Raw genomic sequence first — 13,432 nt, 5'->3', positions numbered from 1 at the left:
GGTCCCACCGCAGCAGCCGGGCTCTTCCCCGTCGCACGTGCTCGACGCGTGCGGGGGTGGGGCCCGGCTGGTCTGCGTCAGGGCAGCAGGTGCGCGGTGAGCCCGCGCTCGACGAAGTCGGTGAACTGCTCCGGCGTCCACCCGGCATCGGTGACGAGCCGCTCGTAGAACGTCGTGTAGAGCATCAGCACGTCGCGCGCCTGCGCGGGGGTCACGTCGTCACGCAGGTGTCCCCCGTCCACGAGATAGGCCACGTTGTGCTCCATTCGCGCGGCTCGCTCTCGCTCGATCTCAGCGTAGAGCTCCGCTGCCTCCCGATCGACGTGCGCCGCGCTCTCGATGAGCCGGTGGACGGGGTCTCCGACGGCACCGACCTCGGCCGCCAGGCGCGCCCAGTTCCGGATGATGGCGCGCCCGTCGGTGGCCGAGCGAGAGCCGGCGTCGCTCCGCCGCTCGGCATGGGTGGTTCCGGAGCCGGCGAGCGACCGGTCCCAGACCGCCTTGAGGAGTCCGGCCTTGCTGCCGAACCACTTGTAGACGCTCTCGACGGAGACCTCGGCGTCGGCCGCGACCTCGGCGACGGTCGTGGCGGTGAAGCCGCGGGCGAGGAAGCGGCTGCGTGCCGCGTCGACCACGGCATTGCGGCGTTCGGCTGCTTGAGCACGCCGAGCCGAGGCGTCGTAGCGGCGCCGGGTCTCTCCGGCTGTCGACCCCTTGACGGACGGTGGCACGAGGAGCACGAATTCTATTGGATACAGGCGACTGTATCGAATTGAAGGGAGACACCATGGACCCGACACGCACTCCCGCCCAGGTCCTGGACCGACTGGTGACATCCGTCAACGCGCACGACATCGACGGCCTGGTCGACTGCTTCGCGCAGGACTACTCGCTCACCGACCCCGTGCACCCGGCGCGGTCGTTCAACGGGTCCCTGCAGGTCCGGAAGAACTGGTCCACGATGTTCGACGCCCTGCCCGACGTCCGCCTGGACGTGCAGGACCACGCCGTCACCGACACGGGCTTCTGGCTCGAGGCGGCACAGACGGGCACGGGACGGGACGGCCACCGCCTCGAGATGCGCACGGTCTTCATCGCGGCTGTCGCGGACGGCCAGATCACCAGCGCCCACATGTATGCCGCACCGGTCGAGCACGGTGGCCCGGGCATCGACGCGGTCTTCGCGGCCATGGCAGGGACCGTCCCCTCGGGCTCGCACGCCGCCGACCCGACGGGCGGGCACCAGGAGACCCGGCCATGATCACCGTCGTCGGCGGCACCGGCAGGCTCGGCCGCCTCGTCACGGCCCGCCTGGTCGCCGAGGGGCAGTCTGTGAGAGTCGTGGCCAGGTCGGCGCCGGGCACACCGATGGCAGGCGCGGAGTACGTCGCCGCGGACGTGCGGCGACCCGCCTCCCTGCCTCGGGCGCTGACCGGCTCGAGCGTCGTGGTCTCGGCCATGCACGGCATGGATCCCGCCGCCGGCGAGACGCCCTCGGAGGTGGACCGTGACGGCAACCGCAACCTGATCCACGCTGCCTGTGACGTCGGCGCCGACATCGTCCTGGTGTCGATCGTCGGCGCCCGGGAGGACCATCCCATCGAGCTCTTCCGGATGAAGGCGGCCGCGGAGGCGGCGCTCCTCGACGCAGCGGACCACCGCGGAGCGCGATGGACCATCGTGCGAGCCACCGCGTTCGCGGACCTGTGGCTCGAGCTCTTCCGCAGCAACGCCGGACGGTCCGGCGTCCCCAAGGTGATGGGCCCGGGACGCAACCCCGTGAACTTCGTTGCCGTCGACGACGTCGCCGTGGCGGTGGCCCGCGCGGCCACGGACGCGTCCCTGCGCGGCCGGGCCGTCGAGGTCGCAGGAGAGGACCTCAGCGAGACCGCCCTGGCCGGCCTCGTGACTGCACCCGGAAAGCACCCGGCGCACATCCCCACGCCGGCGGTGTGGATGGTGGGGAACGTGCTGCGGCCCTTCCGGCCGAGCCTGGCTCGCGTCGCCCGGCAGACCCTCGCCATGGAACGGCTCCCGATGGGGACGGACGCAGGGCCGGGACACGCGGAGCACCCGTGGCTGCCCCGGACACCCATCTCGTCGCTGGTGCGGTCCTGAACGGGGGCGCTCTCCCCCGCAGACGGCATACTTCCTGAGCCGGGTCACCCCCAGCTCACTCGCTGCCTGCATGCCTCCTCCCGCGCGGCGGATTTGCCCTAACTCATATATGAGTTAGCCTCGTCTGCGTGTCTCAGACCTACCTGACCCGGATCGGCGGACTCATCCGCGACGCGCGACGCCACAAGGGGATGACCCAGTCTGACCTCGCGGAGCTGCTCGGCAGCTCGCAGGGAGCGGTCACCCGCATCGAACAGGGCAAGCAGAACCTCAGCCTCGAGATGCTCGCCAAGATCGGCGACGCCCTCGACTCCGAGTTCGTCTCACTCGGCCACTCCGGCCCGCAGCACCTGCGCATCGTCGGCGGCCAGAAGCTCAACGGCGCCATCGACGTCAAGACCTCCAAGAACGCCGCCGTGGCGCTGCTCTGCGCCGCGCTCCTCAACCGCGGCCGCACGACCCTGCGCAACCTCGCCCGCATCGAGGAGGTCAACCGCATCCTCGAGGTGCTGGCCTCGATCGGCGTGCGCACCCGCTGGCTGCCCGACAGCAGCGACCTCGAGATCATCCCGCCGGCCGAGCTCAACCTCGACGGCATCGACGTCGCCGCCGCCCGCCGGACCCGCACGGTGATCATGTTCCTCGGCCCGCTGCTCCACGAGCACGAGGACTTCCAGCTGCCGTATGCCGGTGGCTGCGACCTCGGCACCCGCACCGTCGAGCCCCACCTGAGCGCATTGCGCGCGTTCGGCCTCGAGGTCACGGCGACCCACGGCTTCTACGAGGCCCACTCCGACCGGTCCGTCAACCCGCAGCGCCCCATCGTGCTGACCGAGCGCGGCGACACCGTCACCGAGAACGTGCTCATGGCGGCCGCCCGCCACGACGGCACGACCGTCATCCGCAACGCCAGCCCCAACTACATGGTCCAGGACCTGTGCTTCTTCCTCGAGAAGCTCGGGGTGCGCATCGAGGGCATCGGCACGACGACCCTGACCGTGCACGGTGTCTCCGAGATCGACGTCGACGTCGAGTACTCCCCCAGCGAGGACCCGATCGAGGCGATGAGCCTCATCGCCGCCGCGGTCGTGACCGACAGCTCGATCACGATCCGTAGGGTGCCGATCGAGTTCATCGAGATCGAGCTGGCGACGCTCGAGGGGATGGGGATGAAGTACGACCTCACCCCGGAGTACACCTCCGCCAACGGCAAGACCCGACTCGTCGACCTGACGACGATCCCCGGCCCGCTGCACGCCCCCATCGACAAGATCCACCCGATGCCCTTCCCCGGGCTCAACATCGACAACCTGCCGTTCTTCGCGCTCATCGGTGCGGTCGCCGAGGGCAGCACGATGATCCACGACTGGGTCTACGAGAACCGCGCCATCTACCTCACCGAGCTCACCAAGGTCGGTGCCAAGGTGCAGCTGCTCGACCCGCACCGCGTCATCGTCGAGGGTCCGACCCGCTGGCGCGCGGCCGAGGTCATGTGCCCGCCGGCGCTGCGTCCGGGCGTCGTGGTGCTGTTGGCGATGCTCGCTGCACCGGGGACCTCGGTCCTGCGCAACGTCTACGTCATCAACCGTGGCTACGAGGACCTCGCCGAGCGCCTCAACGCCCTGGGCGCGACGATCGAGGTCTTCCGCGACATCTGACCTTCGCGGGCAGGTCGTGTCCCTCCGACGCCGCGGCTGGGGTGGTCAGGCTCCGTGGCCGTGACGGCCGGTGTGAGAGGCGTACATGCCGAACCGGGGAACCATGACGGCGACCATTGCGACACACGCCAGCCCACACACTCCCGGAGAGAGCTCACGACTCGGCACGAGGCCCGTCAGGTAGCCGAGGATCATGACGGTCCCCGCGACCACCGTCGCTGCGACCATCTCCAGGGTGGGGCGCCAGTCCATGGTCATGAACCGCATCCACACCACCATGGAGAGGCTGAGCGTTGCGGTGACGATCGCGGCCGAGAGGATGGGGGCTCCCTGTCGCGGGTCGTCGAACCCGAGGAGGCGGCTGGCCCCGGCGGTGACCAGGCCGAGCAAGGCCATGCTCACGCACATCACCACGCACATCTGCGCCAGGTGGAGCCCGAAGCGGGCGAGCTGGACGCCCATCCCGGGGCTGGGCCCGTCACGGACCGGAGTGGGGTGAACCGGCTTGGTGTCGTGGTCGTAGCGCATGTGCGGACCCTCCTCGGGTCTGGGACCCGGCAGCCCGGTGCTGCACGGCTGGAGCCGTTCGGAGGATGAAGCCTGAGAGCGACCCGAAGCGGGTCCTCAAGGGCCACGGTGAGGGCGCCCACAGAGGTTCGGTAGGGGCTAAGGGCCCTACGTTCGATGCTCGCCGCGATTTCCGACGGCTCGGTCTCCGTGTCGGCTGGTGACAGTCCGGTTCGGCCCCGAGCCGGCAGGACTCCCAGCCGGTGAGGGGCGCAAGACACCACGGGGCGCCCTCGCGCTGTACCGTTGGTGACGGTTTCTCCCCATCTTCGGGCGGGTCGAACCACATCTCGAGTTCAGGGGTTGGAGGTGAGCCACGTGCAAGAGCGCATGCCACGTCACGTCGATGCCCACCTGCGCTCCGTGCTCCTCGCGTGTGCCGTGGCGTTCGGCTGGGCCGTCCTCACGTCCGGATCGGCGCACGCCGACGACGCCTCGTCGACCGGCTCGGCGTTCCCGTCCCTGGGCGTCCCTGTCGGAAGCGCCGCCACCCACGCTGATGCGACGGGGCCGGCTCTCCGCATCATCCTTGGGAGTGCGCCTGCGCGAACGCCGGCGGGCGCACCCGTCGTGACCCGGTTGGTCGCCGAGACGGGCGCCCCCGTCGGGCGCCCGACCGGTCCTGCACCGGCTCGACCCGTCACGGTCAACACCGTGCGGTCGAGGCCGCCGGCCGTGTCCGTGTCCGTCGAACGACCCCCAGCTGCGTCCAGGGCGCAGACCACGCGACCTGACAGCCGTACCGCTCTCCCAGCGCCGCTGGTCGAGCCGTTGGTCGAGCCGCTGGTCGAGCCGTTGGTCGAGCCGCTGGTCGAGCCGCTGGTCGAGCCGTTGGTCGAGCCGCTGGTCGAGCCGCTGGTCGAGCCGTTGGTCGAGCCGTTGGTCGAGCCGCTGACCGCGGATGTCCCTCTGGTGACTCCGCTGCGGGCCGCGATCCCGGTCCCGCGGCACTTGGCTGCCGTCGTACGGACGGTGCCAGAGCTGTTGTCCGACGTGACGTCTCGCACCCGGGGCCTGTTGCTCCCCGTTCTCGTGCCCCTCCCGCACGTGGCCCCCGGGTCCGTCCCGACCCTTGTGGTCACGCCGGGAGCAACCGCCGCTCTCGGCGCCGACTCGGGCCAGGCCGGAGCGGCGACTTCATCCGGCATGACCGACCCGATCCCCCAATCGGCGCCCGAGACCCGCACCTCGCTCGCAGCCGCCGCCGGGCCTGCAGCCGGCCCCGGCTCGCCGCCATCTCCTTCGCGTACCGGCTCGGCCGCGGAGCCGGCGAGCGGCGCCTCCGCGCCGTCCCGATCCGCAGCGTCCGTGTCACCGCCTCCGACACCGCGTCCCGGCGCACCGTGGGAACCGGCCGGCCTGTCCGGCTCCTCGCCGGCGCAGGTCTCGTCGTCGTGGTCCCTCGCTGACCTTGTCGCGACCGGACACGGGGGCTGCCTCCCAACCCCGAAGGACGCCGCGGGGAGCCGGGTCGGGGCACGCGAGGCTCGCATCCCGTCGTCACCGACCTACGACCCGGGGTTCTCTCCCGACTGAGTGCGCTGTCGTCGCCGCTCCACGGCGCCCTTCTGGGCGCCCCGTACGACAGCCGCCCGCCGCCTCCGGCGCGCGACTCACCCTTTCAGCCAAGGAGAGATCAACCATGCACGCATACGTTCGAAGGGGCCTCTACGGCACCCTCACAGCCGGAGGCCTGCTGCTGCTGGGCGCAGCCGCAGCCAGCGCCGACACCACCGGCGACCACTCCATCGCCGGCGGAAGCCAGATCCTCGCCCCTGTCACCGCTCCCGCATCCGTGCACGGCAACGCCGTCTCGGTTCTGGGCCGGTCATCGACCAGCAGCGCAGCAACGGGCGGACCCGCCCAGTCGCCGACGGCAAGCAGGTCCGCCGGGGCCACCACCTCCGGGTCGCGCGGCCTCGCGTCGGGGACGCAGGTGGTCGCACCGGTCACCGTCCCCGTCAACCTCGGCGGCAACGCCATCTCGGTGCTCGGCAGCTCGTCGACGTCGAAGGCCTCGACCAACGCGGCGCGCACCTCTGGCACGGACGCGGGCGGTACGGCCGCCAGCACGAGCGGTGACGGCGGGGCCGGCTCGGGGACCCAGGTGGTCGCCCCCGTCAGCGCACCGCTCGACGTGGGAGGCAACGCCATCGCGGTACTCGGGCGGTCGTCGAGCGCCTCGGCCGGCCCCGGATCCGGTTCCGGAACTGGTGCCGGCGGCGCCGCCAGCAGTTCGGACAGCACGCCGGGCGCAACCACGTCCGGCGACCAGGGGCTCGCGTCGGGCACCCAGATCCTCATCCCCGTCTACGCCCCGGTGCCGACCGGCGGCAACGCGGTGAGCCTGCTCGGTGACGCACGTTCCGGCACCGGAACGGACGGTGCCAACCCGAGCAGCGGCCACCCGGCATACCCGCACGCTCCAGCCGGGAGCGGCCAGACGTCCACACAGGGTCACGAGCACCCCGGCGCGGGCGCCGGACCGGAACCGACGACGCCGGCCCACGAGCCTGCGCCGATGGGACTGTTCGGCCTGGGTGGCGCGGCCGGTGGCCCCGGCTCGGGCGGCCCGGTCTGCGCTGACGTCATGCCGACCGGTGCGGCCCATGCGAGAGCCGGATCAGCGGTGAACGGCGCTCACCACCAGTCCCCCGGTTCCGCGTCGGCCTCTGCCGCAGGCGCCGGTGGTAGCGGCCCCCGGGGTGCCGCCGGTCCCGTTCCCTGCACCGCGAACATCGCATTGATGAACGCCGCGCGTCAGGAGCCCCGGACCGCCGGACTCGGATCCCCTGACGTCGCCGGCACCGCGCTCTCGGCCGCCCTCCTGCTGCTGCTGGGTGCGTCCGTCGGGAGTGCCCTCCGGAAGAAGGTGCGCCGCGCTCGCGCGTATGACGTGGCCGGCTGACCGGCTCACCTGACGGGCTCAGCGCAGCTCACCGCTCGCACCATCGTGACAGGGCGGTAGGCTGCGCTGTTGGCGGAAACGCCTGTGTGCCAACGACTGTCGGCTCAGCGACGCTCGCACGCCTCCACACGAGCCCGGGTCGGCGGCAGGCACGCCCCTCGCGAGCCGGTGGCCCCCAGTGGCTCGCGTATGCCGTCACGCGCCACGCCGCTCAGCGACTGCCGCCAGGTGCCGAGATCCGTCTCCGACGTCGAACGGAAGCGATGACCGGAGCCAGACGCCAAGGAACGGGAGGCAGCCGAGGAGTATCGCGCGCCCTCCCCGGCCGACGGCCGAGCAGCTTCATACCGGTCCAGCGAATGGCCTGTGCGCTGCCTCAGCTTCTCGAACATCCGCTACGGTCCGGTCGTATGGACCTGCCCTGGCCCCTGACCGACGGGCGCGTGACCGTGAGGCCCGCCGACGACGCCGACGCGTCCGACTTCCTGCGCTACAAGCGGCGTCCGGAGTGCCAGGCCTACGTCGCCCGCACCGTCGACACCCTCGAGCAGTCCAGAGCCCTGATCGCCGACCGCCTCTCCGAGCCGGACTCCTTGCTCTGTGCGGTGATGGTCGACGGGCAGGTCGTCGGCGACATCGGCGGACGGCGCTACCGCCCGGAGTCCCTTGGGCCCGAGCCCAGCGCCTACGACTTCCACCTCGGCTACTCGATCGACCCCGAGCACTGGAACCGGGGCATCGCCAGCGCGGCGACCGCGCTGCTGGTGTCGGCCCTGCAGCACTCCGGGGTCCGGCGCGTGGTCGCCAAGGCGTTCGCCGAGAACGTCGCGTCCGTCCGTGTCCTGACCAAGAACGGGTTTCGCCTCGAGGGCACCGAACGCCACGCGGTCCTGGACAGGGACGGCCGCTGGCTCGACGACTGCACTCTGGCGCGCCTGGCCGACTAGGCGGCCGTGCGGTCGACGCTGGGCCCGGGTCGCCTGGCAGAGCGCGGCACCGTCACGACGTCTGCGGCCGGTGTTACGTTCTGCCCCGGGCGCCGACGACGCCCGCTGGCCCGGGGCGTTGCGGTCAGCTCGAGACCGTTTTCACGACAATGGAGTCCAGAATGCGTCGCACCGCCAGCGCTCTCGCTGCCACCCTCTGCGCCGTCGCCCTGGGGCTGACCACCGCCGGTCCCGCCGGCGCGAAGTCGAGCCCGCCCACGGCCGACCCGCACTCCGTCAAGACCTCCTCCTACGTGGCACTCGGCGACAGCTACTCGTCCGCCGCCGGGGTGGCGCCCTTCGTCGCGGCCGCCCCGGCCACGTGCAGCCGCTCCCTGGTCAACTACGCCCACGACGTCGCGGCCGTGACGCGGCCGTCCTCCTTCACCGACGTCACGTGCAGCGGTGCCCGCACGAGCGACTTCTTCTCCTCGCAGGCTCCCGGCGTGGCTCCGCAGCTCGACGCCGTCACGAAGGGCACCCGCCTCGTCACCATGACCATCGGCGGCAACGACGAGGGCGTCTTCGCGAACTCGTTCTTCGGGTGCGCGACCCTCTCGTCGACCGACGTCATGGGCAGCCCGTGCGAGCGCAGGTACGGCACGACCTTCACCGACCAGATCGTGAACGAGACCTACCCCCACTTGGTCGCGGCGCTGACGGCGGTCCGCAAGAAGGCCCCGGCCGCCTCCGTCGTCATCCTCGGCTACCCGCGCATCCTGCCTGCCACGGGCCAGCTGTCCTGCTACCGGTCGATGCCCATCGCCATGGGCGACGTCCCCTGGCTCAACCACGAGCAGGACGTGCTCAACGCGACGGTCCGCCGGGCCGCCCGGCAGACCGGTGCCCGGTTCGTCGACATGACGCCGAGTTCGCTGGGCCACGACGCCTGCCAGCCGGTCGGCCGGCGATGGATCGAGCCGGCCATCGCACCGGTCAACGCCTTCCCGGTGCACCCGAACGCCCTCGGCGAGGCCGCCATGGCGCGCGAGACGCTGCTCCAGCTCGGACACTGACGCGCAGCGGTCGGGCACCTGTGGGCGGGCTCACCGCCGGCCCACAGGTGCCCGACCTAGCGTCGGCGCATGAGGAGTGCCTCGTCCCTCAGTGCGACCCTTGCCCTGTGCCTATGCGTCGGGGGCTGCACGGCCGGCTCCCCCACCGCGACCTCGCCCAGCCAACAGCAGCGTGCGACCACTTCATCCAGGACGGAGACGAGCACGGGGACGAGCACGCCGGGCACCACGGCGCCCCCCGCTTCACCGTCGCGTATGCCGTCCGCGAGCCCCACGCATACGCCCGTGCCGTCCCGGCCCCCGACGTCCGCCACCCCTTCAGCTCCCACGAGCTACCGGGTCGACGTGGTCCACCGGGGCGGGGACCACCCGGACGACCTCGTGCAGGACCCCTCGGGCGCCCTGCTCTACAGCGACTACACGTTCGGCACCATCAGCCGCCTGAACGCTGATGGGTCGGCGACCGTCCTGCACCGGGGCCTGCCGGGACCCGAGGGCATGGTCTTCCTGAAGGACGGGACTCTGGTCGTCGCCGAGGAGGACGCGAACCGCCTCGTCGCGTTCGCCCCCGGACGGTCGACGCCCACCGTCCTGGCCGCTCTGCCCGGCACCTCCGTCAAGGCGACGTGCCACCAGGGGGTGGACGGGATCGCCTGGGACCCCACCACGAAGACTCTCGTGGTCCCGGACCCGGTGACGGGCACCGTCTACCGCATCTCGCCTGACGGGGCGACGCGCTCGGTCCTCGCCGGCGGTTTCGTCCACCCGGTCGGCGCCGCAGTAGGTGCCGACGGCAGCGTCTACGTCGCCGACGAGTGCGGCGGGGGTGTCTGGCGGCTCGACGCCGGAGGCTCTCGGGTCCGCGCGGCCGAGGCGGTCATGCCGGACGACCTCGCCTTCGACGCAGCCGGGAACCTGCTCGTGACCGACGTGCGCCACACCAGGCACGACGTGCGGCGCTGGCCTCGCGACGGTGGAGCCTCGACCGTCCTGGCGCGCTCCGGCCTGATCGAGCCGCAGGGCCTTCTCGTCACGGCCTCAGGCACCGTCTATGTCGCGGACGACCAGGCCCGTGTGATCCTGCGCCTGACCCCGCGGCCGTGAAAGCCGGGCGGCCGGGCGAGCGCGCCCGTCCGAGGCGCCGTCCGCCGGCGCCGTCCGCCAGCGCCGCCCGTCAGCGCCGCCCGTCAGGGCCGCCCGCCGGCACGCCAGCGCTTCTTCCAGATCAGCCGGTGCACCCCGAGGTACTTCGGCAGCGTGCGCAGGCCCGGGATCCACGGGATGCAGATGAAGCCGATGCTGAGCAGGATCATCAGCGCCCACACCTGCACGTCCGCGTTGTCCGATGTCGAGAAGGGCGAGATCTGGTACCAGAAGGTGTAGAGCCACAGCCACGGCTGACCGGGGTAGTTGCCGGTCTCGTTCATGATCCCCCACTGGTCGCCGCCGAGGTTCTGGGCACGTGCTTGGTCCTCGAGGTGCGACCCGTCCGCCAGCAGGAGCAGCGGCTTGGTGCTGTTGACACCGAAGAAGCTGGTTCGCGACGTCAGCAGCCCTTCGAGCGCGCCGCTGTCCGCGAGCGCGAGCGTGCCCAACGCGAGGATCGGCACCGGGCCGTAGCTGCCGCGCTCGACCTTGGCCGGGTCGCCGTCGGGCGCCTTGCCGAGGGCGTCCGAGTAGGCCTGCGCCCAAGCCGTCCGCTGGTCCGGGCTGGCTGCGTCCCACTGGCGCAGGGCTGCCGCGACGACGGGCTGCCCCGAGAGGGTGCGCAGCGGCGTGATCACGAAGTCGTTTGCAGGGTCGACCGGCTGGGTGACGCCCGGCAGCTTCTGCAGGGAGACGGGCCCGAGGGCCTGCCCGTCACCTGCCGTGTTGTAGGGCGGTCCGTACGTCGCCGACGTCGTCGTACCTGCCAGCTCGCCCGTGGCCGTCGCCACCACGTCGTTCGGAGCCTGACGAGCCCACTGCTGCAACGAGATCGCCGGATCGTCGGGTGACGAGAAGACGAGGGCCGCCACGACGGTGAGGACCAGGATGACGCCGAGCGCGACGACGAACTCCTTGACGAGGTCGTAGCGCCGGGTAGGGAACTCGTGCGAGTCGGGCGCCCACGTGGCGCTTCGGCGTTCGCTGCGCGGGACGCGTACGGCGGTCATGGGCGGGCCCCCGATCCGGTGGGTGCACGTTCAGGACGGCTCTCGTCGGGGACGGACGAGGGCTCGGGAGCCGATGGGCCCGGCACCCCGGGCGCCGGTCGCTCGGGCTGCGCCACGTCCGCGGGCGCCTCGGCGCCGATGGGCGGAACGACTCCCCGTCGTCGCACGAGGAGCAGGTGCAGGCCGACGATGACGCCGACGACGAGCGGCAGGAGCGACACGTGCCAGAGCACCATCTGCCCGACGTTCATGACGTTGAAGTACGCGCCGATGCCGGCGGCGTTGAGCCCGTCCTTGGCCTGGGTGCTGATCCACTGCGAGTCGAAGTTGGTCTGGATGAGGTAGCCGGTGAACGCCGTGCCCAGCGACCCGAAGAAGGCCAGCGCGCCGGTGGCCCACGTGAGCCCGCGGTGGCCGCGCCAGGCGGCCATGAAGAACTTTCCCCACAGGTGGATGACCATCGTGGCGAAGAACAGCTCGACGCTCCAGAGGTGCGTCGAGTTGACGAAACGACCGAGCGAGCTCGAGTGCCACCAGGTGAGCCCGCCGAGGGTGAGCACCAGACCTGAGGCGATGACGACGACGAGGCTTGCCAGGCAGGCCACCCCGAAGACATAGATCCACGAGGCGACGTACGCCGGTTGCCGGTCGGGCAGCCACTGCCCCTTGGGGACGAGCCCCTCGATCCACGCGCTCAGCCGGGCGGTCCACGTGCCCGGAGCCGGCGCCGTGGGCTCCGCGGACATAGGTCGCGAGCTCACTGCTCGTCCCCGTCGTGCGAACCCGGGAAGGGCAGGAGGACCGCGAGGACGAAGACGAGGATCATCACGAGGATCGTGACGAGGTTGGCGACCGTCACCGTGATGAAGCCCCACTGGACGACAGCACCTGCGGGCGTCGGCTCTGCTGCTGCGAAGAACTCGCTGGACATCCAAGACCTCCTGGACCGAAGGAACTGTGAGTTGCGCCCGTGCCAGTCGATCTACTACGTCTTGTCAGAGTAGGTCGGGCGCCTCCGGACGGCAGGCACTTGCACGGATTCACAGCGGGCTCACGGCCCGCAGTCCGAGCCCCGACGCACCACGTCCCGTCCACATGGGATCGGCCGTTTTGTGTACGGCGACCACACAGGCCCCCGCCGGGCCGCTCCCTAGTCTTCCCGCATGCCCGACGCCCGCGACGACGCACGCGACCCCGCCACCGGCCACCTGGACCGGGCGGCCCCGGCACCCAACGCACCCATCGACCTCACGGGGCGAACCGCTCTGGTCACCGGAGCCGCGAGCGGCATCGGAGCAAGCGTGGCCCGCGCCCTCGCGTCTGCGGGCGCCACGGTCCACGCGGTCGACCGCGACGAGGACGGTCTGCGTGCCCTGGCCGACGGAGCCGGCGACTCCTCCATCCGGGCCGTCACCGCGGACCTCGCCGACCTCGACGCCCTGGCCGAGCTGCCGACCGCCGTCGACATCCTCGTGAACAACGCCGGGGTGCAGCACGTGAGCCCGATCGAGGAGTTCCCGCTCGAGCGCTTCGACCTCATCCTCGACCTCATGCTCGCGTCGCCCTTCCGACTGATCCGCCAGACGCTGCCGCACATGTACGCGCAGGGCTGGGGTCGGGTCGTCAACATCTCCAGCGTCCACGGGTTGCGCGCCAGCGCCTTCAAGTCGGCGTACGTGACCGCCAAGCACGGCCTCGAGGGCCTGTCGAAGGTCGTGGCGCTCGAGGGCGGGCCTCGCGGCGTGACCTCGACGTGCGTCAACCCGGCGTACGTGCGGACTCCCCTGGTCGAGGCCCAGATCGCCGACCAGGCCCGGACCCACGGCATCCCGGAGACGGAGGTCCTCGAGAAGGTGATGCTCGACCCCGTTGCCGTCAAGCGACTCGTCGAACCGGAGGAGGTCGCCGCTCTCGTGCTCTTCCTGTGCGGACCGGCGTCCGCCTCGGTCAACGGCACCTCCTTCTCGATGGACGGCGGGTGGACCGCGCACTGAGCGCCCCACCTGTCCGATCTGCCGTGACA

At 71.5% G+C, this 13,432-nt stretch carries 13 protein-coding genes; 8 read left to right on the top strand and 5 right to left on the bottom strand.

All coding sequences use genetic code 11. The features are described from left to right. Positions 1-77: 77 nt before the first annotated feature. Positions 78-740: a TetR/AcrR family transcriptional regulator gene (locus ABD241_RS06085; protein ID WP_344059446.1), complete on the bottom strand. Its 663-nt coding sequence runs from the start codon at positions 738-740 to the stop codon at positions 78-80. Positions 741-787: 47 nt separating this feature from the next. On the opposite strand from ABD241_RS06085, the gene ABD241_RS06080 reads away from it, so the two are divergent. The 3 genes from ABD241_RS06080 (at position 788) to ABD241_RS06070 (ending at position 3,776) form a co-directional block, all read left to right on the top strand. After that, the gene (locus tag ABD241_RS06080) at positions 788-1,261 is read left to right on the top strand and encodes a nuclear transport factor 2 family protein (protein WP_344059444.1); all 474 of its coding nucleotides are present in this window, start codon (positions 788-790) and stop codon (positions 1,259-1,261) included. Continuing rightward, positions 1,258-2,118 (top strand): SDR family oxidoreductase, encoded by an 861-nt coding sequence (locus ABD241_RS06075; RefSeq protein ID WP_344059442.1) that lies wholly within the window; start codon positions 1,258-1,260, stop codon positions 2,116-2,118. The genes ABD241_RS06080 and ABD241_RS06075 overlap by 4 nt, the downstream gene beginning before the upstream one ends. 128 nt (positions 2,119-2,246) lie before the next feature. Continuing rightward, positions 2,247-3,776, top strand: coding sequence for a helix-turn-helix domain-containing protein (locus ABD241_RS06070; protein ID WP_344059440.1), 1,530 nt, complete (start codon positions 2,247-2,249; stop codon positions 3,774-3,776). A gap of 45 nt (positions 3,777-3,821) precedes the next feature. Here the strand turns inward: ABD241_RS06070 and ABD241_RS06065 are convergent, their stop codons facing one another. Then, on the bottom strand, positions 3,822-4,304 hold the full coding sequence (locus ABD241_RS06065) for a hypothetical protein (RefSeq protein WP_344059438.1): 483 nt from the start codon (positions 4,302-4,304) through the stop codon (positions 3,822-3,824). Between the two features lie 1,681 nt (positions 4,305-5,985). Between ABD241_RS06065 and ABD241_RS06060 the strand changes: the two genes are divergently transcribed. The 4 genes from ABD241_RS06060 to ABD241_RS06045 all read left to right on the top strand — a co-directional run bounded on the left by ABD241_RS06060 (position 5,986) and on the right by ABD241_RS06045 (position 10,357). Then, a complete protein-coding gene (locus ABD241_RS06060; RefSeq protein ID WP_344059436.1) occupies positions 5,986-7,251 on the top strand; it encodes a chaplin family protein in 1,266 nt (421 codons plus the stop codon). Positions 7,252-7,661: 410 nt separating this feature from the next. Beyond that, positions 7,662-8,198 carry a GNAT family N-acetyltransferase gene (locus ABD241_RS06055; protein WP_344059434.1) on the top strand — a complete coding sequence of 179 codons (537 nt, stop codon included), beginning with the start codon at positions 7,662-7,664 and terminating at the stop codon, positions 8,196-8,198. 161 nt (positions 8,199-8,359) lie between these two features. Next, positions 8,360-9,253 carry an SGNH/GDSL hydrolase family protein gene (locus ABD241_RS06050; RefSeq protein WP_344059432.1) on the top strand — a complete coding sequence of 298 codons (894 nt, stop codon included), beginning with the start codon at positions 8,360-8,362 and terminating at the stop codon, positions 9,251-9,253. Between the two features lie 285 nt (positions 9,254-9,538). Continuing rightward, positions 9,539-10,357 carry an NHL repeat-containing protein gene (locus tag ABD241_RS06045; protein WP_344059430.1) on the top strand — a complete coding sequence of 273 codons (819 nt, stop codon included), beginning with the start codon at positions 9,539-9,541 and terminating at the stop codon, positions 10,355-10,357. 83 nt (positions 10,358-10,440) lie between these two features. Here the strand turns inward: ABD241_RS06045 and ABD241_RS06040 are convergent, their stop codons facing one another. Genes ABD241_RS06040 through ABD241_RS06030 form a run of 3 tightly spaced genes read right to left on the bottom strand, consistent with a single transcriptional unit; the run spans position 10,441 to position 12,340 of the window. Next, positions 10,441-11,409 carry a hypothetical protein gene (locus tag ABD241_RS06040; RefSeq protein WP_344059428.1) on the bottom strand — a complete coding sequence of 323 codons (969 nt, stop codon included), beginning with the start codon at positions 11,407-11,409 and terminating at the stop codon, positions 10,441-10,443. Beyond that, positions 11,406-12,170: a cytochrome b N-terminal domain-containing protein gene (locus ABD241_RS06035; RefSeq protein ID WP_344059426.1), complete on the bottom strand. Its 765-nt coding sequence runs from the start codon at positions 12,168-12,170 to the stop codon at positions 11,406-11,408. The genes ABD241_RS06040 and ABD241_RS06035 overlap by 4 nt, the downstream gene beginning before the upstream one ends. Continuing rightward, complete coding sequence (locus ABD241_RS06030) at positions 12,167-12,340, bottom strand: hypothetical protein (protein WP_344059424.1); 174 nt, start codon at positions 12,338-12,340, stop codon at positions 12,167-12,169. The genes ABD241_RS06035 and ABD241_RS06030 overlap by 4 nt, the downstream gene beginning before the upstream one ends. Positions 12,341-12,572: 232 nt before the next feature. On the opposite strand from ABD241_RS06030, the gene ABD241_RS06025 reads away from it, so the two are divergent. Then, positions 12,573-13,403 carry a 3-hydroxybutyrate dehydrogenase gene (locus tag ABD241_RS06025; RefSeq protein WP_344059422.1) on the top strand — a complete coding sequence of 277 codons (831 nt, stop codon included), beginning with the start codon at positions 12,573-12,575 and terminating at the stop codon, positions 13,401-13,403. The last annotated feature ends 29 nt before the right edge of the window (positions 13,404-13,432 follow it).

The organism is Terrabacter lapilli (assembly GCF_039531305.1).
Lineage (GTDB): Bacteria > Actinomycetota > Actinomycetes > Actinomycetales > Dermatophilaceae > Terrabacter > Terrabacter lapilli.
This window is presented reverse-complemented; position numbering and strand designations above follow the sequence as displayed.

Bases quoted from the DNA above. Each gene is read 5' to 3' on its own strand.
- ABD241_RS06080 (WP_344059444.1), top strand. From the start codon at position 788: ATGGACCCGACACGCACTCCCGCCCAGGTCCTGGACCGACTGGTGACA.
- ABD241_RS06075 (WP_344059442.1), top strand. From the start codon at position 1,258: ATGATCACCGTCGTCGGCGGCACCGGCAGGCTCGGCCGCCTCGTCACG.
- ABD241_RS06065 (WP_344059438.1), bottom strand. From the start codon at position 4,304: ATGCGCTACGACCACGACACCAAGCCGGTTCACCCCACTCCGGTCCGT.
- ABD241_RS06060 (WP_344059436.1), top strand. From the start codon at position 5,986: ATGCACGCATACGTTCGAAGGGGCCTCTACGGCACCCTCACAGCCGGA.
- ABD241_RS06055 (WP_344059434.1), top strand. From the start codon at position 7,662: ATGGACCTGCCCTGGCCCCTGACCGACGGGCGCGTGACCGTGAGGCCC.
- ABD241_RS06050 (WP_344059432.1), top strand. From the start codon at position 8,360: ATGCGTCGCACCGCCAGCGCTCTCGCTGCCACCCTCTGCGCCGTCGCC.
- ABD241_RS06040 (WP_344059428.1), bottom strand. From the start codon at position 11,409: ATGACCGCCGTACGCGTCCCGCGCAGCGAACGCCGAAGCGCCACGTGG.
- ABD241_RS06030 (WP_344059424.1), bottom strand. From the start codon at position 12,340: ATGTCCAGCGAGTTCTTCGCAGCAGCAGAGCCGACGCCCGCAGGTGCT.
- ABD241_RS06025 (WP_344059422.1), top strand. From the start codon at position 12,573: ATGCCCGACGCCCGCGACGACGCACGCGACCCCGCCACCGGCCACCTG.